Source organism: Streptomyces sp. A18, from assembly GCF_059026065.1.
This window is the reverse complement of sequence record NZ_JBWLKL010000031.1, coordinates 52,541-75,624: the sequence shown is the minus strand read 5'-3', so window position 1 is coordinate 75,624 and position 23,084 is coordinate 52,541. Positions and strand designations below refer to the sequence as shown.

Sequence of the window (23,084 nt, the reverse complement as noted above, 5' to 3'; positions counted from 1 at the left end):
CGTCCGGGGCTGCGCCTTGGTGTCCGGTGGGGCTACGTGGGTCAGCCGCGTCGGCAGTGCAGGAAGAGCTGGTGCTCTGGTGGTACTTCCGTACTCGCCGGGGCGTAGGAGTACGTGTCCTCCTCGACGATGTCGAAGCCCGCGTCCCGTACGACCTGGCGCAGTTCGTCTCGCAGGTAACCGGATACCCGGATTGTGTGCCCCAGGAACGGAATCCCCGCGTCGTCCAGGTCGGCCTCGACCATGGAGAGCGCGAGCAGACCGCCGGGACGCAGCAGTCCGTGCAGCAGCCGCAGAGCGTACGGGATCTCGGCTCGCGGCAGCATGAGAAGCGCGAAGAAAGCGGCGATCCCGTCGAACTGGCCGACGCCGCCGGGGCCTTCGGCCCGCAGCGCCGCCACGTCGAGCTGCCGGAACTCCGCGTTCGGCGCGGGCACGTTCTTCCTGGCGAGGTCGAGCATGCCGGCGGAGAGGTCGATGCCGAGGACCGAGTGCCCGGCGTCGGCCAGCTGACCGGCGGTGGGGAGTCCGGTGCCGCACCCCACGTCGAGGACCCGCGACCCGGGCGGCAGCGCGTCGGCGAGCCTGAGCCCGGCGGCCAGCTGGCCGTCCTTGTGCGGGAAGGCGTCGTCGTAGTGCTGACCGATGGCGTCGAAGGCCTCGGCCTGGCCCGTCCGGTCGGGCAGCGGGCCGGATGGCCCGCCGTACCTGTCGAACTCGCTCGCCTCGCTCACGTTCTGCCGCCCTTCGATGACATCCTGTCAGGCAACGCGCAAGCTCAGGGAGTTGCTGCTGAGTTGCTGCTGTGCGCCCTTGCGGAGGACGATCCTACGTTTGAACCCTGGGGGCGCATCAAGGGTCTCATGACGTCACATGCGCGGGCGTGCGGTCCCAGTCATCCGGAAGGGCTGGAATCGCCCAGTCCGGATCGGGGCGCCAGTGCTGCCAGTTGTCCGAAAACGGCATTCCCCACGAGCGGATCACGTCGAGTGCGGCATGCCCCGCGGCCCGCACTTCCTGCGCCTTTCCCGCTCCCATCAGGCCGGCGCGCTGGGCCTGGGCGAACTCGTCCTCGTCGTGCCACTGCCAAGTCCGGTCGGGGCGAACGGAGATGTCCAGAAAGTGATCCTCGGAATCGATGCCTCCGTCCCAACGGACGCGCGGTGCCTCTAGATTGACGTACCAGCTCTTGAACTGCCAGCCCGGATCCCAGAACAGCCACACCGACCACGGCTCGGTGGGCCGGGCCAATTTCAGCACGCCGGTGCCGAACCAGCGGTCCCTGCGCAGCGCGCGGGGCTTGGTGTAGCGGGTGGCGAGGGGTTCGTGGTGCACAGGCGTACCGTCGGCGAGTACGGGCTTCACGCATTCGGTCCCGGGAGCCATCCAGACGGCGAGCAGCTCTTCGGTGTCCCGCACGACCGTGACGGGACGGCAGATGTGAATGCTGTTCCCGGCATTCTCCTTGTACCGCCACAGCACATGGGAACCGGGGGCCCAGCGTGCTGCTTCGCTGCTCGTCGTTGGCGGCGTGGTGAGGTCTGTCATGCGGAGATATTAGTGGGCGCCCGGACAGGCTCCTCAGAACCTCTCCGGGCGTCAAGGTGAACAGCCTTACGGGCGTGTCATCCGCAGAACGTCCAGCGCCTCGTCCAGTTGCGTCAATGTGAGCTCGCCCCGCTCGACGTATCCGCCTTCGAGCACGACCTCCCGGATGGTCTTCCGTTCGGCGAGCGACTTCTTGGCCACCTTCGCCGCCTCTTCGTAGCCGATGTACTTGTTCAGCGGAGTGACGACGGAAGGCGAGGACTCGGCGTACTCACGGGCCCGCTCGGCATTCGCGGTGATTCCGTCCACCGTCCTGTCGGCGAGCAGCCGCGACACATTGGCCAGGAGCCGCACGGATTCCAGGACGTTCTTGCCGATGACCGGCAGCATCACGTTCAGCTCGAAGTTCCCCGCGGCCCCCGCCGCGGCGACCGTCGCGTCATTGCCGGTGACCTGCGCGGCGACCATCAGCACCGCCTCCGGAATGACCGGATTCACCTTTCCCGGCATGATCGAGGAACCGGGCTGCAGATCGGGCAGGTTGATCTCGGCCAGACCGGTCCGCGGTCCCGACGCCATCCAGCGCAGATCGTTGGCGATCTTCGTGAGGCCGACGCCGATCGTCCGCAGCTGCCCGCTGGTCTCGACGATGCCGTCCCGCGCGCCCTGGGCCTCGAAGTGGTCCCTTGCCTCGGTCAGCGGAAGCCCGGTCGCCCGCGCGACCTCGTCGATGACTGCCGCCGAGAAGCCGGGCGGGGTGTTGATGCCGGTGCCCACCGCCGTGCCGCCGAGCGGCAGTTCGGCCAGGCGCGGCAGCGAGGCGTTGAGCCGCTCCACGCCGTACCGCACCTGCGCCGCGTACCCGCCGAACTCCTGGCCCAGGGTCACGGGCGTCGCGTCCATCAGATGCGTGCGCCCGGACTTCACCACGTCGGCGAACTCCGCCGACTTCCGCTCCAGGGCCGTCGCCAGGTGTTCGAGGGCGGGGATCAGGTCCTGCGTCACCGCGCCCGTGGCCGCGATGTGGATCGAGGAGGGGAAGACGTCGTTCGAGGACTGGGAGGCGTTCACGTGGTCGTTCGGGTGGACGTCCCGGCCCAGGCGCTCCGATGCCAGCGTCGCGAGCACTTCGTTCGTGTTCATGTTGGACGACGTGCCGGAGCCGGTCTGGAAGACGTCCACGGGGAAGTGCTCGTCCCAGCGCCCTTCGGCCACCTCGCCCGCCGCGTCCGCGATCGCCGCGGCGACGTCCTTGTCGAGCACCCCGAGGTCTGCGTTGACCTTCGCCGCCGCGGCCTTGATCCGGGCGAGTGCGGCGATGTGCGCGCGCTCCAGGCGCTGCCCGGAGACGGGGAAGTTCTCCACCGCACGCTGCGTCTGCGCGCGCCACTTGGCGTGCGCGGGGACCCGCACCTCGCCCATGGAGTCGTGCTCGATCCGGTACTCACCGCTGTCGCTTGCGCTGGCGTCGCTGGTCATGCCTCGAACCTACCTCTCACCTCTCCGTCAAACCTCGCTGAAAAGTTGAGCACTTGTCCTGTTCTGGGTATTCCAAGGCTCTACGGCGGCATGCCGGACGGCGAGCGTGGCACCTGGGTGGCGGCGAACCAGTGGTTCGCCTGAGGCCCAGATGGGGCACGAAGGGGCCCTCTCCGCGGAGAGGGCCCCTTCTGGGTTACTACCTGCCTTACTGCCTGCGTGACTACGCCAGGCCGGGCCCACGCACCGGGATCGACGTGAACGTCGGTTCCGGGGCCGGGTTCTGGAAGAAGTCGTTGCCCTTGTCGTCGACCACGATGAAGGCCGGGAAGTCCTCGACCTCGATCTTCCACACCGCCTCCATGCCGAGCTCCTCGTACTCGACGACCTCGACCTTCTTGATGCAGTCCTGCGCGAGGCGCGCCGCCGGGCCGCCGATCGAGCCCAGGTAGAAGCCGCCGTGCGCGTCACAGGCGTCGGTGACCTGTTTGGAGCGGTTGCCCTTGGCCAGCATGACCTTGGAGCCGCCCGCCGCCTGGAACTGCTCCACGTAGGAGTCCATGCGGCCGGCCGTCGTCGGGCCGAAGGAGCCCGACGCGTACCCCTCGGGGGTCTTGGCGGGGCCCGCGTAGTAGACCGGGTGGTCCTTCAGGTACTGCGGCATCTCCTCGCCCGCGTCGAGCCGCTCCTTGATCTTGGCGTGCGCGATGTCGCGGGCCACGACGAGGGGGCCGGTGAGAGAGAGGCGGGTCTTCACCGGGTGCTTGGTCAGCTCGGCGAGGATGGCGTCCATGGGCTGGTTCAGGTCGATCTTGACGACGTCCGCGGAGTCGTCCAGATGCTCGTCCGTCGTCTCCGGCAGGAAGCGCGCCGGGTCCGTCTCCAGCTGCTCAAGGAAGACGCCTTCGGCGGTGATCTTCGCGGTGGCCTGGCGGTCGGCCGAGCAGGAGACGGCGATCGCGACGGGCAGCGAGGCGCCGTGGCGCGGCAGGCGCACCACGCGCACGTCGTGGCAGAAGTACTTGCCGCCGAACTGCGCGCCGATGCCGATCTTCTGCGTCAGCTCGAAGACCTTCTCCTCGAGCTCCTTGTCCCGGAAGCCGTGCCCGGTCGGCGAGCCCTCGGCGGGCAGCTCGTCGAGGTAGTGCGCGGAGGCGTACTTCGCGGTCTTCAGGGCGAACTCGGCGCTGGTGCCGCCGACGACGATCGCCAGGTGGTACGGCGGGCAGGCGGCCGTACCCAGGGAGCGGATCTTCTCCTCCAGGAACTTCATCATGGAGGCCTCGTTCAGGACGGCCTTGGTCTCCTGGTAGAGGAACGACTTGTTGGCCGAGCCGCCGCCCTTGGCCATGAAGAGGAACTTGTAGGCGCCGCCGTCGGTCGCGTACAGCTCGATCTGGGCCGGGAGGTTGGAACCGGTGTTCTTCTCCTCCCACATGTTCAGCGGAGCCATCTGCGAGTAGCGCAGGTTCAGCTTCGTGTACGCGTCGTAGATGCCGTGCGAGAGCGCCTTCTCGTCCTCACCTTCGGTGAGGACGTTCTGTCCGCGCTTGCCCATGACGATGGCCGTGCCGGTGTCCTGGCACATGGGGAGCACCCCCGCGGCCGCGATGTTCGCGTTCTTCAGCAGGTCGAGCGCCACGAACTTGTCGTTGCCCGACGCCTCCGGGTCGTCGACGATGCGCCGCAGCTGGGCCAGGTGCGCGGGCCGCAGGTAGTGCTGGATGTCGTGGATCGCCTCGGCGGCGAGCGTGCGCAGCGCCTCGGGATCGACCTTGAGGAACGTCCGCCCGTCGGCCTCGAACGTGGAGACACCCTCGGAGGTCACCAGCCGGTACGGCGTGGTGTCCTCTCCCAGGGGGAGCAGATCGGAGTACTCGAACTCTGGCATTACGGCCATTCCTCACTCGGCAGACAGCGGCGCGGCCTCCATTGGCGACGCGCCAACCAGCGTAGAGCGCCACTGGACGGGCGAGCCTGTGAGGTAAGGCTCAGTAGGGCGGCTCGAGGGGTAGTCGCGATCTATCGCGTTTGGGTACGCTGAGTGGCGTGGACCTAGAGAAGCGCCCCCAGCAGACCCACCCGGAACCGCGGCCGACAGGCCTGCGCGCGTCGGACGCCGACCGGGACCGCACGGCGGACATCCTTCGCGATGCGCTCGCCGAAGGCCGGCTGACGGCCGAGGAGCACAGCGAGCGGATCGACGGCGTCTATCGCGCCAAGACCATGGGTGAACTGGAGCCGCTGGTCAGCGACTTGCCCGCGGCGGGCGGCGCCGCGCGAGCGACGGTGACGCCCGAGCCCGCCCCCTCACGCCCGTCGGACGGCGTGGTGCCCCCGGTGGCGGACGAGAACCTGGTCGCGGTCTTCAGCAGCTCCGTCCGCAGGGGCCGCTGGCGCGTGGGCCGCCGCACGCACGTGTACGCGATCTTCGGGAACGTGGAGATCGACCTCAGCGAGGCGATCTTCGAGCAGCGGCAGGTCGTCATCAAGGCGATCTCCGTCTTCGGGAACGTGGAGATCCACGTCCCGGAGAACGTCTCTCTGCGGGGCAACGGCACGGGCGTGCTGGGCAACTTCGAGGTGGACATGCTCGATTCGGCCGAGCGGGACGCCCCGGTCGTCTTCGTCGACGGGTACGCGGTCCTGGGCAACATCGAGGCGAAGCCCAAGCGCGGCAAGCTCGTCAAGGACCTGCACAAGCAGCTGCGCAAGCACCTCGGCCACTGACGCGCCGCTGAGGGGCGTATCCGGTATCCGGCCACTGACGGCGCGAACTTTCGTACATCGGAACTCAGTGCATAGGCGCGTACACAGCGGGTAGAGCTTGCTGCATCGTCTCTCGCTCGCGAAGCCGTCGTCAGGAGTAGACCCGTGCTGCAGCCGTCGCATCAGTCCCTGCAGGTCGCCGCCGTTCCGGCCCAGCGGGAACCAGTGCGCGATCGGAACCAAGACGCTCCATGGCACACCGAGGCGGTGTGCCGCCGAGACGAGGCCGGGCTGTTCTTCGCCCCGTCCAAGGAGCCGACCGCCTCACGCCTGTCCCGGGAGGAAGCCGCGAAGCGCGTCTGCGGCGGCTGTCCCGTGATGGTCGAGTGCAGGGAGCACGCCTTGCTCCAGCCCGAGCCGTACGGCGTCTGGGGTGGCCTCACGGCCGCGGAGCGCCGCGTGGTGCTCGCCAGGCGGCGCCGGCGCGAGGTGGAGCTCAAGAAGGCCGCGCACACGACCGCGGGACCGATCGCCGCCGCCGGATAGTTCTTCCGTACGCCGAAGGGGGCGTCCCCCGCACGGGGCGCCCCCTCCGGTGTGCGCAACTCGCGCGCCCTGAAGCCTACTTGGCCTTCGCGGCGGCCTACTTGGCGCGGTCGAAGTCGATCGCGCTGTAGGCGCGCAGCTTCGCGAGCCGGTGGTCCGAGTCGATCTTGCGGATCGTGCCCGACTTCGAGCGCATGACCAGGGACGAGGTCGAGGCCGTCTCAGCGGCGTAGCGAACGCCCTGGAGCAGTTCGCCGTCCGTGATGCCGGTCGCGACGAAGAAGACGTTGTCCCCGCGGACCAGGTCGGTCGTCGAGAGCGTGCGGTCCAGGTCGTGGCCCGCGTCCAGCGCGCGCTGGCGCTCCGCGTCGTCCTTGGGCCACAGCTTGCCCTGGATCACGCCGCCCAGGCACTTGATCGCGCAGGCGGAGATGATGCCTTCCGGGGTGCCGCCGATGCCCATCAGCATGTCGACGCCGGTGCCTTCGCGCACGGCCATGATCGAACCGGCGACGTCGCCGTCCGAGATGAACTTGATGCGCGCGCCGGTCTCGCGGATCTCCTTGACGATGCCCTCGTGGCGGGGGCGGTCGAGGATCATGACCGTGACGTCCTCGGGCGAGCGGCCCTTGGCCTTGGCGACGCGGCGGATGTTGACGGACGCGGGGGCGTTGATGTCGACGTAGTCGGCGGCCTCCGGGCCCGTGACCAGCTTGTCCATGTAGAAGACCGCGGACGGGTCGAACATGGCACCGCGGTCGGCGGCGGCGAGCACGGCGATGGCGTTCGGCATCCCCTTCGCACAGAGGGTCGTGCCGTCGATCGGGTCGACGGCGATGTCGACCTCGGCGCCGGTGCTGTCACCGATGCGCTCCCCGTTGAAGAGCATCGGGGCCTCGTCCTTCTCGCCCTCACCGATGACGACGACGCCGTTCATCGAGACGGTGGAGACGAGGGTCCGCATGGCCCTGACCGCGGCGCCGTCGGCGCCGATCTTGTCGCCGCGGCCGACCCAGCGGCCGGCGGCCATGGCGGCGGCCTCGGTGACCCGGACGAGCTCCAGGGCGAGGTTGCGGTCGGGAGCCTCGGGAGAGACTTCGAGCTCGGAAGGGAGATGATGCTCGGTCATCGGAGCGCACCTTTCTGCTGATACGACGACGGCCGGATGAGGGTGTGCCACGACTCTATCCGTAGGCCGACAAAATGAGCAGAGGGCCCCACGCATGAGCGGATCGGACGTGCGGGTCACTGCGCTGGTCCTGCCCTGGCCCTGAGCTGGTCACCGCTCGGGTCACCGCTTGGGGAGCACCGGGGGAAGAGCCGCGTCCGGGGCCTGAGAACATAGGGACGTGGCAGGCAGACAAGGCAAGCAGACCGTACGGAACATGCTGTGGTCGATGGCGGTGATCGTTCTCGTCGCCGGCGCGATCTACATCTTCATCCCGCACGACGACACCAAGAGCCCCGTCAAGCGCGTCGACTACAGGGTGGAGCTGCTGTCCGCGCGGCGGGCGGCGGCCTATCCGGTGGCCGCTCCGGAGGGCCTGGCCAAGGCGTGGAAGCCGACGTCGGTGCGGTTCGACGGCACCAAGGGCGACAGCTGGCACCTGGGCTTCCTCGACCCGGCCGGTGAGTACGTCGCGATCAAGCAGTCCACGGCGAAGCCGGTCAAGTTCATCGAAGAGGTCACGCAGCGGGCCGTCCGGACGAAGGACACCGAGAAGATCGACGGCCAGACCTGGCACCGCTACAAGGGCGAGACGTACGACGCCCTGGTGCGCGAGGACAAGGGCGCGACGACGGTGGTCACGGGCACGGCGTCGTTCGGGAAGCTGACGGAGATGGCGCAGGCGCTGAAGACTTCCTGACGGTGCTGGGCGCGGTCTGGACATGAGTGAGGGCCCCGGCACTGTCCGCCGGGGCCCTCACCCATGTCCAGGTCGTCTCGTTCGGCCTCAGCCTCAGTCTCAGCCTCAGACGGTCTCGATGACCTGGTCGAGCTCAAGGCGCGGGGAGCGCGGGAACCAGGCGTTCTCGGCCGGCTTGCCGATGTTGACGACCATCAGCGGGATGTGGTCGCCGTCCAGGAACTCCTTCTGGACGCCGGCGGCGTCGAAGCCGGTCATCGGGCCCGCGGCCAGGCCCGCGGCACGCACGCCGATGATGAAGTAGGCGGACTGCAGCGCGGCGTTGAGGTGCGCGGCACCTTCGCGGGCCGGGCGCTCCGAGAAGAACACGTCCTTGGCCTGCGGGAAGTGCGGGAACAGCGCAGGCAGCTCCTCGTGGAACTCGTTGTCCGCGGAGAGGATCGCGACGAGCGGGGCGGAGGCGGTCTTGGGCTGGTTGCCTTCGGCCATGTGCTGGACCAGGCGCTCGCGGGCCTCGGGGGAGCGGACCAGGGTGATGCGCAGCGACGACAGGTTGAAGGCGGTCGGGCCGAACTTGACCAGGTCGTAGATTGCCTGCACCTGCTCGTCCGTGACCGGCTCATCGGTGAAGGAGTTCGCGGTGCGGGCCTCGCGGAAGAGCAGGTCCTGTGCGGCGGGGTCAAGGACGAGAGACATGGATCAACCTTCTCGGTGCGTGCGTGGTGCGTACATGGATCAGCTTGCAGGACCGACCGTACGGCGTTGCGGTTTAAGTTTCAACCAAATCCGGGGCTTGGTGATCCGCTTCACAACGCACCAGGTCACCACGCACCCGGTCGCAACGCACCAGGTCGCGACGCGCCAGGTCAGGGGCGAAGGCCCAGGGAGCCCGCCTCAGGCGTCGCCGTCCCCGTCCGTGTCGCTGTCCCCGTCGGGCCCCGCCAGGGCCGCGTCCAGGCGGGCGCGGGCGCCGTCCAGCCAGCGGCGGCACACCTTGGCCAGCTCCTCGCCGCGCTCCCACAGGGCGAGCGACTCCTCGAGTGTGGTGCCGCCCGTCTCCAGACGGCGTACGACATCGATGAGCTCGTCCCGTGCCTGCTCGTAGCCGAGTGCGTCCGCCGGGCCTGTGGCCTCGTCCGTCTTGCTGGTCATGTGCCCCACCCTAGATCTCGGTTCGTACGGTGAACTCGCCCTCGGCGACCCGTGCCCGCAACTGCTCACCGGCGGTGACTTCTTCCGCTGCCCGCACCACCGCGCCGTCCTCCTTCTGCAGCACGGCATACCCCCGCTGGAGCGTCGCGGCGGGGGAGAGGCCCACCACGCGCGCGTGGGTGTGCGTCAGCTCCGACTCGGCGCGGTCCAGGAGGTGCCCGAGCGTGCGGCGGCTGCGGTCGACGAGCGCGGAGACCTGCTCCTCGCGCTCCTCGATCATGCGGTGCGGATTCTCCATGGAGGGACGGCCCAAGGCGTGCGCGAGGCCGCGGTCCTCGCGGTCGAGGAAGGCGTCCATGCAGCGCCGGGCCCGGTCCCGCAGCCAGCGCACGCGCTCGTACTCCTCGCCGACGTCCGGCACGACCTTCTTGGCCGCGTCGGTCGGCGTCGAGGCACGCAGGTCCGCCACGTAATCGAGCAGGGGGTTGTCCGGCTCGTGCCCGATCGCGGAGACGACGGGCGTACGGCAGGAGGCGACGGCCCGCACGAGTTGCTCGTCCGAGAACGGCAGCAGATCCTCCACGCTGCCGCCGCCGCGCGCGACGATGATCACGTCCACGGCGTCGAGCGCGTCCAGGTCCTTCACGGCCTGCACGACCTGCGGCACGGCGTGCACGCCCTGGACGGGGACGTTGCGCACCTCGAAGCGGACGGCGGGCCAGCGGTGCCTGGCGTTTTCGAGCACGTCCCGCTCGGCGGCGGACGCGCGCCCGGTGACGAGTCCGATGAGCTGGGGGAGGAAGGGCAACGGCTTCTTCCGGTCGGCCGCGAAGAGCCCCTCCCCGGCGAGGCTCTTCTTCAACTGCTCGATCCGCGCGAGCAGTTCACCCACGCCGACGGGCTTTATCTCCACGGCCCGCAGGGACAGCTGCCCCCGGGGCGCGTACCACTCCGGCTTGGCGTGGACGACGACTCGGGCGCCTTCGGAGACGACGTCTGCTACCGCGTCGAACACTTGGCGGTAACAGGTGACGCTGACGGAGATGTCGTGCGAGGGGTCGCGCAACGTCATGAATACGACACCGGCGCCGGGCCTGCGGGACAGCTGCGTGATCTGCCCCTCGACCCACACGGCACCGAGCCGGTCGATCCACCCGCCGATGAGCCGCGACACCTCGCCGACGGGCAGCGGGGCATCAGCAGACGTGTTCAAAGCCATGCGCCGAGCGTATCGGCAGGGTCTGACAGGGGGCTCTTCCTGTTCCTGCGTCAAGAGTTCCTGCGCCAAGAGTTCCTGCGTCAAGAGCCGGACGCCGGGTCTCGAGTCGGCAGCCTAGGACTCCCCACGACGAGCCCGCTGACCGAAGAGCACGACAAGCCCCACGGCCAACCAGATCGCGCCCACCACCTGCGCGGACCCCGCAGCCTCGACGATCACGGCAATGGTGATGGCCGCCCCCAGCAGGGGAACCAGGAGATGCCGCCACCAACTGACCGCCCCGCCCCGCTTCTGCACCGCGAACCACCCCACCACGCTCGCGTGGAGCAACACGAAGGCGGTCAAGGCCCCGACATTCACCACCGACACCAGGTGATCCATGCCGTCGTCCCGCCGGGCCGCCCACACCGCGGCCACCATCGTCACGACGGCCGCACACAGCAACGCGAGCCGCGGCGTACCGGAATCGGTCTTCGACAGGGCCCCCGGCAGCCGCCGGTCACGCCCCATGGCGAAAAGCAGGCGCCCCGCCGCGGCCTGCCCCGCCAGCGCGGCGAACGCCGCACCGATCGCCTTGCTGACGGCCACCAGGTCGTGCAGCCAGTCCCCGACCGCCGAGTCGACCGCATCGTAGAAAGCGGACCCCTGCTTGGCCGGCTCGGCGGCGAGCTGGGCCGACGACACGGGCTCCAGAAGCGCGACCAGATACGTCTGGGCGATGAACAGCACACCGGCGAGCGCCAGACAGAACAGCACCGCCCGCGCCACCTTCGCCGAACCCCCCGTCACCTCTTCCGCGAACGAGGCGATCGCGTCGAAGCCCAGATACGAAAGGACGGCCACCGATACCGCGCCCACGACGGCCCCCAGCGCGAACGCCCCCTGCGAGCCGTCCCCGCTCAGCGGCGACAGCCAGTCGCGCTGTGTCCCGTCCTGCGCCAGGACGATGATCGCCGAGACCACGAAGACCAGCAGGACCACGATCTCCATGGCGAGCACCAGGAACCCGACCCGAGCCGCCGTCCGTACGCCCCACAGGTTCAACGCGGTCGTCACCAGGACCGCGATCGCCGTCCACACCCACCGGGAGACGGAGGGCACCAGGGCCTCCATCGCGATCCCGGAGAAGAGATAGGCGACGGCCGGGATGAGGAGGTAGTCGAGCATCGCCATCCATCCGGCGATGAACCCGGGGCCGTTTCCGAGCCCCACGCGCGCGTAGGCGAAGACCGAGCCCGCCTGGGGGACCACCCGCACCATCTGGGCGTAGCTGAACGCGGTGAACGCCATCGCGATCGTGGCGATGATGTAGACGAGCGCCACCGCGCCGTGCGACTTGGCGTCGAGCGTCCCGAAGACGCCGACCGGCGCCATGGGGGCGATGAACAACAGCCCATAGACGACGAGATCACGGAAGCCGAGACTGCGCCGCAGCCCGTCGCCCTCGGCAGCGGTGCCGGTATGGGCACCGGCCGTCGTGTCTGAGTTGCCGGACATTATGCCTCCGTAAGTGAACGCAGACCCCCAGTCTCCCCAAGAAGCCGATCTTTGACGCGCTGGGCTCGGCCTTACGATGGGGGGTATGACTGCTTCGACTCCTGCCCGCCGAGTCCTGCTCGCCGCCCCCCGCGGCTACTGCGCGGGTGTGGACCGTGCCGTGATCGCCGTCGAGAAGGCCCTTGAGCAGTACGGGGCCCCGATCTATGTCCGCCACGAGATCGTCCACAACAAGTACGTGGTGCAGACCCTGGAGAAGAAGGGCGCCATCTTCGTCGACCAGACGGCGGAGGTCCCCGAGGGCTCCATCGTCATGTTCTCCGCGCACGGAGTGGCGCCGACGGTCCACGCGGAGGCCGCCGAGCGGAAACTGGCGACGATCGACGCGACGTGCCCCCTGGTCACGAAGGTCCACAAGGAAGCCGTCCGGTTCGCCAAGGACGACTTCGACATCCTCCTGATCGGCCACGAGGGCCACGAGGAGGTCATCGGTACGTCCGGTGAGGCGCCCGACCACATCACGCTGGTCGACGGCCCCGACGACGTCGCGAACGTCGAGGTCCGGGACCCGGACAAGGTCGTCTGGCTCTCCCAGACCACGCTCTCGGTCGACGAGACGATGGAGACGGTCGACGCACTCAAGACCAAGTTCCCCGGCCTGATCTCCCCTCCGAGCGACGACATCTGCTACGCGACGCAGAACCGCCAGATCGCGGTGAAGAAGCTGGCGGAGGACGCCGAGCTCGTCATCGTCGTCGGCTCCAAGAACTCCTCGAACTCGATCCGCATGGTCGAGGTGGCCCTGGACGCGGGCGCACCCGCGTCGCACCTCGTGGACGGCGCCGAGGAGATCGACGAGGCCTGGCTCGAAGGCGTGAGCACGGTCGGCCTCACCTCGGGCGCCTCCGTGCCGGACGTCCTGGTGGACGGCGTCATCGAGTGGCTGGCCGAGCGGGGCTACGGAGACGTGGAGACGGTGAAGACGGCCGACGAGTCGATCACCTTCTCGCTGCCCAAGGAGCTCCGCCGCGACCTGCGCGCCGAGGCCGCGGAGCTGTCCCAGAAGTAACGCGAGGGCCAGGCCCTGCCCGTAACGTGGGTCTCATGCAGATCTTCGGTGTGGACATCGGCGGATCCGGGATCAAGGGCGCTCCCGTTGACCTGGACCGCGGAGACCTGGCACAAGAGCGGCACAAAGTACTGACACCGCACCCGGCCACGCCCGACGGCGTGGCCGACAAGGTGCGCGAGGTCGTCGACCACTTCGGCTGGACGGGCCCCATCGGCGCCACGTTCCCCGGCGTGATCACCGACGGCACGGCGCGCACGGCGGCGAACGTGGACAAGAGCTGGATCGGCACGGACATCCAGAGCCTGGTCGCGGACCGGCTCGGCGGCGACGCCCCCGTCACCGTCCTGAACGACGCGGACGCGGCGGGCGTGGCCGAGATGCACTTCGGCGCGGGACGCGGCCGTACGGGCACGGTCATCCTGCTCACCCTCGGCACCGGCATCGGCAGCGCCCTCTTCACCAGCGGGCGCCTCGTCCCAAACACCGAGCTCGGCCACCTGGAGCTGCACGGACACGACGCGGAGAAGCGCGCCTCGTCCAAGGCCAAGGAGGACGAGGACCTCACCTGGGAGCACTGGGCGCACCGCGTCCAGAAGTATCTGGCGCACGTGGAGATGCTCTTCTCGCCCGAGCTCTTCATCATCGGCGGCGGCGTGAGCCGCAAGTCCCAGAAGTTCCTGCCGCTGATCAAGGGCATCAAGGCGGAGCTGGTCCCCGCGGAGCTGCAGAACAACGCGGGAATCGTGGGCGCGGCCATGGCGGCGGCGGAGAAGGCCTAGGCCTTCCCGGCCTCACCCGGTGGGCATACGCCGCTTGGGCCCGTGCGCCCCGCGCGGCCCGGCGGCGGCAGTGGCAGCAGAGGCGGCCCGCGCCCGTCGCCGTTGCCCCATGAGCTTGATCCGCCGCACGAGCACGATGAGCCCGGCGGTCAGCGTCCCGGCGTACAGCCAGCCCGCGTGCAGCGCCAGCGACGTGATGAGCCCCATGACATGGGCGCCGAAGCCGCCGGTACCCCCGGAGATGGGCACGAGCCCGACGGCGAAGGCGATCGGCACGGCCACCGGCGCGGTCACCAGATCAGCGGGCCGCACCCAGAACGCGGTGAGGACGCACACGGGCAGGAAGAGCACCCCGTACGCGACGACCGAACTCCCGAAGAGCAGCCACAGCAGACAGGCGAGCAGGAACATCGTCGCGGAGCAGAAGAGGCCGCTGCCGAGCCCCGTGAGACGCGGGTTCGGCATCCCGCGCAGCGTGCGATAGACGGGCAGCGCGCGCAGTCTGCGTACGAAGGGCGGGACGGGGCGGCCGGGGCGGCGGGGGCGGGACGATGCGCGGTAGACCGCCGATGATTCGGCGGGCCTGCCCTGCGGGGGCAGGGGCGCGGTGCGTCGCGGCCGGGCCGGAGGCTGAGGGGGACGCGTCCTGTGTTGCTCCACCGGACCAACCTAGGTCGAGCCATACCGATAATCCTGCATGGGACACGCCCTTTGGCCGACCTTGGCCAAGCGTTCGATACTCACGCGATACGCCGACGAGGGCGGGGCACGCACGCCGTAGACTGGGGGATCGCCCCAAGGTCAGTCCGGCCCTCCGGTCCGTCCACCCACAGACTCACGTACGGGATGTCGCAACGTGTCGCTCACGATCGGAATCGTCGGTCTGCCCAATGTCGGCAAGTCGACCCTGTTCAACGCCCTGACCAAGAACGACGTGCTGGCGGCCAACTACCCGTTCGCCACGATCGAGCCGAATGTCGGCGTGGTAGGCGTCCCGGACCCCCGCCTCACGAAGCTGGCGGAAATCTTCAGCTCCCAGAAGGTCCTCCCGGCGACCGTCGACTTCGTCGACATCGCGGGCATCGTGCGCGGCGCGAGCGAGGGCGAGGGCCTGGGCAACAAGTTCCTGGCGAACATCCGCGAGTCGGACGCGATCTGCCAGGTCATCCGCGCCTTCAAGGACGAGAACGTCGTGCACGTGGACGGCAAGGTCTCACCCAAGGACGACATCGAGACGATCAACACCGAGCTGATCCTCGCCGACCTCCAGACCATCGAGAAGGTCCTCCCGCGCCTCCAGAAGGAATCGCGCATCAAGAAGGACGTCGCGCCCAAGGTGAAGGCGGTCGAGGAGGCCCAGGCGATCCTGGAGAAGGGCGACACGCTCTTCTCGGCGGGCATCGTCCAGGGCTCGGGCAGGGAGGAGCTCCTCCATGACCTCCACCTCCTCACGACGAAGCCCTTCCTCTACGTGTTCAACGTGGACGAGGACGAGCTGACGGACGACGAGTTCAAGGCCGAGCAGAGCGCCCTCGTCGCCCCCGCGGAGGCGATCTTCCTCAACGCCAAGCTGGAGTCGGAGCTCGTGGAACTGGACGAGGACGAGGCCCTCGAACTCCTCCAGTCGGTGGGCCAGGAAGAGCCCGGCCTGGCAACCCTCGCCCACGTCGGCTTCCGCACCCTTGGCCTGCAGACGTACCTGACGGCAGGCCCCAAGGAGTCCCGCGCCTGGACGATCCCGAAGGGCGCGACGGCCCCCGAGGCGGCCGGCGTGATCCACACCGACTTCCAGAAGGGCTTCATCAAGGCCGAGGTCATCTCGTTCGAGGACCTGGTCGAGACGGGCTCGGTCGCGGACGCGCGCGCGGCGGGCAAGGCGCGCATGGAGGGCAAGGAGTATGTGATGCAGGACGGGGATGTGGTGGAGTTCCGCTTCAATGTTTAATTGAAGATTCAACTAAACTGCGCGTCCCGTAAAGCCGCAGGTCAAGAGGGGGCCGTCAATCCGAGACGGGCCCCTCTTGCGGCTCCAGCGAAGGTCGGACGGTGCTTTGGTGCTGGATGTTTGTCCCGGAGGGCCGGATCGGTCCACCTGTCGGCACCTGTGGTCACCCCCGGGATGCTGTCCCGTGCTGACATTCCGAACGCACGCGAACCCTTGAGGGTGGGCGGTTGCGGGGGCCGTCGATCTTGTCGTGATCGGTTCATTTGCCAGAGCGGAGCGCTTGGTTGGACATAGGCTGAGAGGTCTTGTCACAGGTGAGGGCCTGATGTGGCCTGGTCGAGGAGCGGCAGCGTATGAGCGGGCAGGCACGGCGTCGTGAGCAAGTCCCGGAGCAGCTGAAGGCAGCGGCTCGGAAGTCGCCCAACTTCGGGCGGCTCTACGCGATGCAACCCCTGTTGGCCATCTATGGCGCGCAGGCCGAGCAGTCCGTCTTCACCAACCCCAACGTCTCGTACGTCGCCTCCGGCCAGTTCGGCGAGTTGCTCGCCGCGGAGCTAGTGCAGCGGGCCGGGGTGCGCGTCGAGGGAACCCGGCAGATCGACCGGCTGGCCGGACTCCAGCGCGCTGGCCTGCTCCCTGGTCGCACCAGAGACGCCTTCGACACGCTCCGGCGGGGGCGCAACGACGCCGCGCACAACCATCTCTTCGACACCAGCAAGGCCCTCAAAGCCGTCGAGCTTTGCTTTCAGCTCGGCCAGTTCTTCTCCCGCGCGATCGACAACGTACGAGAGATTGCCGCGTTCGTGCCGCCCCAGCTGCCGAGCGAGGTCGCGGGCGGATCCCCCGAGCTGGCCGAACTCCGCGAGGCGCTCGGTCACTACCAGCGCACCCTCGCCGAGTCCCGAACCCGCCTCAGTGAGGTCGGTGACCGGCTGGAAGCCGAGCGGCGTGGCCGGGAGGAGGCCGAGAAGCTGACCGAGGCGGCTGAGCGGGCCCGTGCCGAGTCCGAGGCGGAGGTGGCCCAACACAGGGACGAGATCGAGCGGCTCCGGCGCGCCTACCAGGACCGTTACGAGCAGGAGCGCCTCAAGCCCCGGGCGGTCACTGTCAACGCTCGCGAGGCGATCGTCGAGCGCGCCCAGCGGCCCGAACCGCTCAACGAGGTGCAGGCCCGCGTCCGGATCGACGAGATGCTCGCCCAGGCGGGCTGGACGATCCAGCACTATAGCGACCTCAACCCACTCGCCTCCCAAGGCGTCGCGGTCCGAGAATTCAGCCTGGCCACCGGTCGCGCCGACTACGTCCTCTACGTCGACGGCATGATTGTCGGCGTCATCGAGGCCAAGCGCGAGGGCACCGCCCTGGCCGGCGCCCTCGCGCAGAACGAGCGGTATGCGGGCGGCGTTCTCAAGGAAGACTCCATGGCGGTCTGGCGTGAGCAGGAACCGTTCGCCTTCCGCTACGCCACCACCGGCGCCGAGACGTTCTTCCTCAACCGCCTCGACCCGCACGCCCGCTCCCGCCCGGTCTTCGCCTTCCACCGCCCGGAGTCCTTCGCGGCCTGGATGAAGCGCGCCACCGAGCACCCGGACACCCCTACCTTCCGGGCCGCCCTGCGCACCGCGCTGCCGGTCCTGGAGTCGCACGACCTGCGTACGGCCCAGGAAGAGGCGGTCGTCGGCCTGGAGGGATCACTCGCCCAGGACAAGCCGCGCGCACTGATCCAGATGGCCACCGGCGCAGGCAAGACCTACACCGCGGTCACTGAGTCGTACCGGCTGCTGAAGCATGCGCGTGCGCGCCGCATCCTCTTCCTCGTCGACCGCAACAACCTCGGCCGCCAGGCCAAGGCCGAGTTCGACCGCTACAAGACGCCGGACGAGAACCGCAAGTTCACCGACCTCTACAACGTCGACTCGCTCGGCCGGGCCGGTCTCCAGGAGACTTCCTCCGTCGTCGTCTCCACCATCCAGCGCATGTACGCGCTCCTCAAGGGCGATCCGTTGGAGGATACTGCTGAGGCGGAGGACCGCGAGGACTCCTCCACGCTCGATGAGAACTACATGACTGACCGCCCGGTCACCGTCGAGTACAACCCGGCCGTCCCGATCGAGTCCTTCGACTTGATCGTCATCGATGAGTGCCACCGCTCCATCTACGGACTGTGGCGCGGCGTCCTGGACTACTTTGACGCCCACCTGGTCGGCCTCACCGCCACCCCGACCCGGCAGACCAAGGGCTTCTTCGACGGCAACATGGTCTCCGAGTACACCTACGAACAGGCCGTCGCCGATGGCGTCAACGTCGACTTCGACGTGGTCACCATGGACTCCTCGATACGGGAGGACGGCGGCGCGAAGATCGACAAGGGGACGACGGTCCGTATCCGCGACCGCAAGACCCGGGCCCAGCGTTACGAGGAGCTGGACGAGGACTTCACGTACACGGTCGGCCAGATCGGCCGCACGGTGATCGCCGAGGACGAGATCCGGGCCGTCCTCACCGCCTACAAGAACAACTGGCGGCGCTGGTTCCCGGGTCGGACCGAACTACCCAAGACGCTGGTCTTCGCGGCGAGCGACGACCATGCGGACGAGGTGTTGAAGCAGGTCAAGGAGGTCTTCGGGCGCGGAGACGCCTTTGCCAAGAAGATCACCTATCGCTCCCGGGACAAGGGGGACGACCCCGAGCAGCTTGTCAACGACCTGCGGAACTCGCCGTTGCTGCGGGTCGCCGTCACAGTCGACATGATCGCTACGGGTACGGACGTCAAGGCCCTGGAGTGCGTGATCTTCCTGCGAGCGGTCCGCAGCCCCGTCCTCTTCGAGCAGATGAAGGGACGCGGCGCCCGCACGATCGACGCCAACGAGCTGAAGGCGATCACCCCGGACCCGGCCGCCGACCTCGCCAAGGACCGTTTCGTCCTGGTCGATGCGGTGGGCGTCACCGCCTCGCCGCTGGTCGACACCCGTCCGATGCTGCCGCCGGACGGCGGCAATCTCAGCCTGACCAAGCTGATGGACAAGGCGGGCAGTCGCTCGCTGACGGCCGAGCAGGCCGAGACGCTCGGGCGCCGGCTGGCGCGGCTCGACCGCAAGCTCACGAAGGAGGAGCGGGAGCGCATCGAGCAGGCGTCGGGCGGAGTGCCACTGGCGAAGATGGTCCGGAAGATCGCCAACGCGGTGGACGTCGACACCCAGGATCGGGCATACCGGGAGGGCGGCGGGGACCACGCGCGGCGACTGGTCCACGACTCGGTCGAGACTCTGACCACCCACCCGGAACTGCGGAAGCTGATCGTCGGCATCAAACAGCAGCACGACCTCACGTACGACGCGACGACCGAGGTCACGCTGAAGGTGAGCGAGGTCCCGAGGGAGGAGCGGGCGGCGAAGGAGCTGGCGGAGTGGCGCCAGCTCCTGGAGAACCGCAAGCGTGACGAGGCGGCCGCGGAGGCGATCGCCCTCCAGGTGATCCTCGGCAGCGGATCGCGGCTCCGGCCGCAAGAGGCGCGGGCCCACCTGAAGGAGCTGATGGCCTCCATCAAGGCGACCAAGCGGACCTGGACACCGAAGGTCATCTGGGACCACTACGAGCTGGTGGGCGAGGCGGCCGAGTCGCTGACGAAGTCGGCCGGTCTGGGCGACCTCATGAACCTCGTCCGCTACACGCTCGGCGCGGACGACCAGCTGCGCCCGTACCGTACGGTGGTCGAGGAGCGCTTTGAGGGCTGGCTGCTGCGGCAGAGCCAGGCGGGTGCGGAATTCACAGATGAACAGCTGTGGTGGCTGCACAGAATCAAGGACGCGATCGTGGTCGACCTGGGTATGGAACGCGAGGACTTCGGCCATATGCCCTTCTCTGAAAAGGGCGGAGGTTCGGGCTTCGTGAATGCCTTCGGTGGCAGGAACCAGGCACTGGAACTGTTGGACGAGCTGAATCAGGAATTGGCCTAGGTGCCATTTTAGGGACTGTGAGGGAACGTGGCGCTTACCGTTAGCCCCGCCGAGATTGTGCTAACGGCAGAGAAGGGGGGCAAACCGGGGCTACTTGCAAAACACCCATCATGGGGGCGCGTGAAATGTGGCGATATTGCGGAGATCGTCAATGGCTTTCCGTTTCGCTCAAGCGGATTCAATGTAGACCGTCGAGGCACTCCTGTCGTTCGGATTCGGGATCTCCTTTCGGGTGCAACTAGTACGTTCTTCGATGGGGATTTCGATCCTGCCTTTATGGTCTCGCGTGGGGATCTATTGGTGGGAATGGACGGCGACTTCAGGGTGGCGCGATGGAAAGGCGAAGAGGCCCTTCTGAATCAGCGTGTCTGCAAGCTAGTGGTTCGAGATGAGAAGCTCTTCGATGGGCGCTTCTTGATGTATGTTCTGCAGGGGTACTTGAAGGCGATTCAAGACCTCACGTCAGCTGTTACCGTGAAGCATCTTTCATCCCGCACAATTCAGGAAATTCCTCTTCCGCTCCCTCCTCTGGCTGAACAGCACCGCATCGTCGATGCCCTCGAAGAGCAGCTCTCCCGGCTCGACGCGGCAAGTGTGACGCTGAGCAAGGTGAGGTCGCAAGGATCTGCCCTGCAGAAACAGATGGTCAGCGCTGTCATCAGTGGTCGAAGGCGAGCTGCAGGCGTTGAAGATGACGCCGACAATTTCCTCTCGCAAGTGGATGAGCAAGTTGCGCGTGGGGCGGGAAAGAAGCGTTGGGCGCAGGTCCGGAATCCTGAAGTAACCGGACTTTATGAGATCCCTGCTGGTTGGTGCTGGCGCACCCTAGGATCGCTTTGCCTGGATATTCAGTACGGGACCTCGGCGAAGACGTCCCCGAAAGCGGATTTTGACGATGTTCCGGTGATTAGGATGGGGAATATTCAGAGTGGGGAACTGGATCTAGGGGATCTCAAGTTCCTTCCTGCGAGTCACTCGGATATCGAAAAAACCATCCTTCAGGATGGGGATCTGCTCTTCAATCGGACCAACAGTGCTGAGCTGGTAGGGAAGTCTGCTGTATTCCGAAAGGAGATGGGGCCTGCAGTATATGCCTCATACTTGATTCGATGCCGTTTCGCTGAAGGCGTTGACCCGGACTGGGTTAACACAGTGGTGAACAGTAATTTTGGTCGCCGATACATTGCTTCGGTGGTGACGCAGCAGGTGGGTCAGGCGAATGTTAACAGCGCTAAAATGGCGTTGATGCCAATTCCGGTCCCGCCGCCAGCTGAGCAGCGGGAGGCGCTGAAGGTCTTGCGTGACTGGGAGTCGGCACTGACCCGCCCGCAATTGGCGGCTGGAGCATCGGTGAAGCGCGTCGCAGGGCTGAAGTCAGCGATCCTGCGGAGGGCGTTCAACGGAGACCTGGTTCCGCAGGACCCCGCCGACGAGCCCGCCGCCACCCTTCTCGGCCGCATCGCCGCCGAGCGCGAGGCCGCCAAGCCCGCCCGCAAGGCGGCCAAGCGGGCCGCTCGCCCGCGTAAGGCGACCGCTGCAGCGGCGACGAAAGCCGCGCCCGCTCCAACCCCCGCCCCCTCCGCCTCCGTTCAGCAGGAGTTGTTCGTCCAGTGACCGCGCTCGCATCCGATACCGCCCCCGAGACCACCGCGGACGACGCCGCCACGCCCTCCGCCGACAACGTCTCTCTCACGGAGACGCCCAAGTCCAAGAAGGCCGCGGCGCAGACCAACACGCTGGTCGCGAAACTCTGGAATTATTGCAACGTCCTCCGTGACAACGGCATGTCCACCATCGAGTACGTCGAGCAGCTCTCGTATCTCCTCTTCCTGAAGATGGTCGACGAGATCGAGAGCGACGAATGGGGCGGCCGTGACCTCAGCGCCCTCGTGCCCGCCGACTACAACTGGAAGTCGCTGGTCAGCAAGCGCGGTACCGAGCTCGAAGCGCACTACCGCGCCATCCTGGAGCACCTCGGCCGTAAGCCCCACACCACCATCGGCACGATCTTCGCCGACGCGCAGAACCGGATCACCAAGCCCGCCCTGCTCGAAAAGCTGGTCGTCGAGCTGATTGGCCGCGAGGCGTGGACCGTCACCGGCACCGACCTCAAGGGTGACGCCTACGAGGGCCTGCTCGCTAAGGGCGCCTCGGACACGAAGACCGGCGCCGGCCAGTACTTCACGCCACGCGCGCTCATCGACGCGATGGTGGACGTGACCCGGCCGGGCCCGGACGACACCATCACCGACCCCGCCTGCGGCACCGGGGGCTTCCTGATCGCTGCCCACGCGTACGTCACCCGGCACCACGTCCGGGACATGGACATCGACGCCCGCAAGGCGTACGACAGCGGGTCCAAGATCTGGGGCAACGAACTGGTCACCGGTACCGCCCGCCTTGCCGCCATGAACATGCTCCTGCACGGCATCGGCAAGAGCGACGGCCCGAGTCTGATCGACGTCGGCGACGCGCTTGCCGAGAAGCCGAGCGGCCGGCACGCGAGTCTGGTTCTCGCCAACCCGCCCTTCGGCCGGAAGTCCGCGATCAGTGTGATCGGCCAGGACGGCGAGCTGGAGAAGGAGGACGTCCAGTACGACCGTGACGACTTCACGGCCACCACGACTAACAAGCAGCTCAACTTCCTTCAGCACATCATGTCGTTGACGGCAGTCAACGGCCGGGCCGCCGTCGTCCTCCCGGACAACGTCCTCTTCGAGGGCGGCGCGGGCGAGAAGGTCCGCCGCAAGCTCCTTGACGAGTTCGACCTGCACACGATCCTGCGCCTGCCCACCGGCATCTTCTACGCGGGCGGTGTCAAGGCCAACGTACTGTTCTTCGACAAGAAGCCCCCGCGAGCCGACGGCAAGCCGCACACCACCGTCACTTGGGTCTACGACTTCCGTACCGGCCAGCACTTCACCATGAAGCAGCGCCCGCTGACCCGTGCCCACCTGGACGACTTCGTCGCCCGGTACAAGGCAGGCGAGCCCCTGACCGCCCGCGTCGCGGACGAGGACGAGAACGGCTGCTGGAAGCCATACGCGTACGAGGACTTGATCGGGCGCGACAAGGTCAACCTCGACATCACGTGGATGAAGGACCCGGCCCTCGAGGACGCGGACAGCGACCTGGAGCCGGAGGTCATCGCCGAGGAGATCGTGCGCGATCTTCAGTCCGCCCTGGCCGAGTTCACGGCCATCGCGAAGTCCTTGGGCGCGGATGTTGATGTACCGGAGGCATGAGAGGTCTGATGGTGGCCGGAAGGTCGGCGTCACCGTGCTGGAGGGCCACAATGCCGAGTGCCCTGCGGC

At 67.8% G+C, this 23,084-nt stretch carries 19 protein-coding genes; 9 read left to right on the top strand and 10 right to left on the bottom strand.

All coding sequences use genetic code 11. From position 1 onward, the window contains the following. Positions 1 to 41 precede the first annotated feature (41 nt). The 4 genes from AC5P1C_RS33135 to AC5P1C_RS33120 all read right to left on the bottom strand — a co-directional run bounded on the left by AC5P1C_RS33135 (position 42) and on the right by AC5P1C_RS33120 (position 4,918). Positions 42 to 734, bottom strand: coding sequence for a class I SAM-dependent methyltransferase (locus tag AC5P1C_RS33135; protein ID WP_493869659.1), 693 nt, complete (start codon positions 732 to 734; stop codon positions 42 to 44). A 127-nt stretch (positions 735 to 861) separates the two neighbouring features. After that, the gene (gene fomD / locus AC5P1C_RS33130) at positions 862 to 1,548 is read right to left on the bottom strand and encodes a cytidylyl-2-hydroxypropylphosphonate hydrolase (RefSeq protein WP_493869658.1); all 687 of its coding nucleotides are present in this window, start codon (positions 1,546 to 1,548) and stop codon (positions 862 to 864) included. Positions 1,549 to 1,614: 66 nt separating this feature from the next. Continuing rightward, positions 1,615 to 3,027, bottom strand: coding sequence for a class II fumarate hydratase (locus AC5P1C_RS33125; protein WP_493869657.1), 1,413 nt, complete (start codon positions 3,025 to 3,027; stop codon positions 1,615 to 1,617). Positions 3,028 to 3,250: 223 nt separating this feature from the next. Beyond that, positions 3,251 to 4,918 (bottom strand): fumarate hydratase, encoded by a 1,668-nt coding sequence (locus tag AC5P1C_RS33120; RefSeq protein ID WP_493869656.1) that lies wholly within the window; start codon positions 4,916 to 4,918, stop codon positions 3,251 to 3,253. Positions 4,919 to 5,076: 158 nt separating this feature from the next. Between AC5P1C_RS33120 and AC5P1C_RS33115 the strand changes: the two genes are divergently transcribed. Together AC5P1C_RS33115 and AC5P1C_RS33110 are read left to right on the top strand one after the other, a co-directional pair. After that, positions 5,077 to 5,757, top strand: a complete 681-nt coding sequence (locus tag AC5P1C_RS33115; RefSeq protein WP_493869655.1) for a DUF1707 SHOCT-like domain-containing protein — start codon at positions 5,077 to 5,079, stop codon at positions 5,755 to 5,757. Between the two features lie 144 nt (positions 5,758 to 5,901). After that, positions 5,902 to 6,282 carry a WhiB family transcriptional regulator gene (locus AC5P1C_RS33110; protein WP_453532313.1) on the top strand — a complete coding sequence of 127 codons (381 nt, stop codon included), beginning with the start codon at positions 5,902 to 5,904 and terminating at the stop codon, positions 6,280 to 6,282. A 97-nt stretch (positions 6,283 to 6,379) separates the two neighbouring features. Here AC5P1C_RS33110 and glpX read toward each other — a convergent pair whose 3' ends face one another. Continuing rightward, positions 6,380 to 7,411 (bottom strand): class II fructose-bisphosphatase, encoded by a 1,032-nt coding sequence (gene glpX / locus AC5P1C_RS33105; protein ID WP_363307907.1) that lies wholly within the window; start codon positions 7,409 to 7,411, stop codon positions 6,380 to 6,382. 220 nt (positions 7,412 to 7,631) lie between these two features. Here glpX and AC5P1C_RS33100 point away from each other — a divergent pair, with 220 nt between their 5' ends. Then, positions 7,632 to 8,150, top strand: a complete 519-nt coding sequence (locus tag AC5P1C_RS33100) for a DUF4245 domain-containing protein (protein ID WP_493869654.1) — start codon at positions 7,632 to 7,634, stop codon at positions 8,148 to 8,150. Positions 8,151 to 8,255: 105 nt separating this feature from the next. Here AC5P1C_RS33100 and AC5P1C_RS33095 read toward each other — a convergent pair whose 3' ends face one another. The 4 genes from AC5P1C_RS33095 to AC5P1C_RS33080 all read right to left on the bottom strand — a co-directional run bounded on the left by AC5P1C_RS33095 (position 8,256) and on the right by AC5P1C_RS33080 (position 12,018). Then, the gene (locus AC5P1C_RS33095; protein WP_493869653.1) at positions 8,256 to 8,846 is read right to left on the bottom strand and encodes a malonic semialdehyde reductase; all 591 of its coding nucleotides are present in this window, start codon (positions 8,844 to 8,846) and stop codon (positions 8,256 to 8,258) included. 198 nt (positions 8,847 to 9,044) lie between these two features. Further along, positions 9,045 to 9,302 (bottom strand): exodeoxyribonuclease VII small subunit, encoded by a 258-nt coding sequence (locus AC5P1C_RS33090; RefSeq protein WP_493869652.1) that lies wholly within the window; start codon positions 9,300 to 9,302, stop codon positions 9,045 to 9,047. A gap of 10 nt (positions 9,303 to 9,312) precedes the next feature. Then, positions 9,313 to 10,521: an exodeoxyribonuclease VII large subunit gene (gene xseA, locus AC5P1C_RS33085; RefSeq protein ID WP_493869651.1), complete on the bottom strand. Its 1,209-nt coding sequence runs from the start codon at positions 10,519 to 10,521 to the stop codon at positions 9,313 to 9,315. Positions 10,522 to 10,635: 114 nt separating this feature from the next. After that, positions 10,636 to 12,018 carry an APC family permease gene (locus AC5P1C_RS33080; protein WP_493869650.1) on the bottom strand — a complete coding sequence of 461 codons (1,383 nt, stop codon included), beginning with the start codon at positions 12,016 to 12,018 and terminating at the stop codon, positions 10,636 to 10,638. 76 nt (positions 12,019 to 12,094) lie between these two features. Between AC5P1C_RS33080 and AC5P1C_RS33075 the strand changes: the two genes are divergently transcribed. Together AC5P1C_RS33075 and ppgK are read left to right on the top strand one after the other, a co-directional pair. Then, a complete protein-coding gene (locus tag AC5P1C_RS33075; protein WP_493869649.1) occupies positions 12,095 to 13,087 on the top strand; it encodes a 4-hydroxy-3-methylbut-2-enyl diphosphate reductase in 993 nt (330 codons plus the stop codon). A gap of 35 nt (positions 13,088 to 13,122) precedes the next feature. Next, positions 13,123 to 13,869, top strand: a complete 747-nt coding sequence (gene ppgK / locus AC5P1C_RS33070) for a polyphosphate--glucose phosphotransferase (protein ID WP_493869648.1) — start codon at positions 13,123 to 13,125, stop codon at positions 13,867 to 13,869. A gap of 12 nt (positions 13,870 to 13,881) precedes the next feature. Here ppgK and AC5P1C_RS33065 read toward each other — a convergent pair whose 3' ends face one another. Further along, positions 13,882 to 14,529, bottom strand: coding sequence for a DUF6542 domain-containing protein (locus AC5P1C_RS33065; RefSeq protein ID WP_493869647.1), 648 nt, complete (start codon positions 14,527 to 14,529; stop codon positions 13,882 to 13,884). Positions 14,530 to 14,725: 196 nt separating this feature from the next. Here AC5P1C_RS33065 and ychF point away from each other — a divergent pair, with 196 nt between their 5' ends. From ychF to AC5P1C_RS33045, 4 genes are all read left to right on the top strand, one after another. Continuing rightward, positions 14,726 to 15,814: a redox-regulated ATPase YchF gene (ychF, locus tag AC5P1C_RS33060; protein WP_493869646.1), complete on the top strand. Its 1,089-nt coding sequence runs from the start codon at positions 14,726 to 14,728 to the stop codon at positions 15,812 to 15,814. Positions 15,815 to 16,167: 353 nt separating this feature from the next. After that, entirely contained in the window at positions 16,168 to 19,770 is a 3,603-nt protein-coding gene (locus tag AC5P1C_RS33055) for a type I restriction endonuclease subunit R (RefSeq protein WP_493869645.1), read from the top strand. A 27-nt stretch (positions 19,771 to 19,797) separates the two neighbouring features. After that, positions 19,798 to 21,384 carry a restriction endonuclease subunit S gene (locus AC5P1C_RS33050; RefSeq protein ID WP_493869644.1) on the top strand — a complete coding sequence of 529 codons (1,587 nt, stop codon included), beginning with the start codon at positions 19,798 to 19,800 and terminating at the stop codon, positions 21,382 to 21,384. Then, positions 21,381 to 23,015, top strand: coding sequence for a type I restriction-modification system subunit M (locus AC5P1C_RS33045; protein ID WP_493869643.1), 1,635 nt, complete (start codon positions 21,381 to 21,383; stop codon positions 23,013 to 23,015). Before AC5P1C_RS33050 ends, AC5P1C_RS33045 begins: the two co-directional genes overlap by 4 nt. The last annotated feature ends 69 nt before the right edge of the window (positions 23,016 to 23,084 follow it).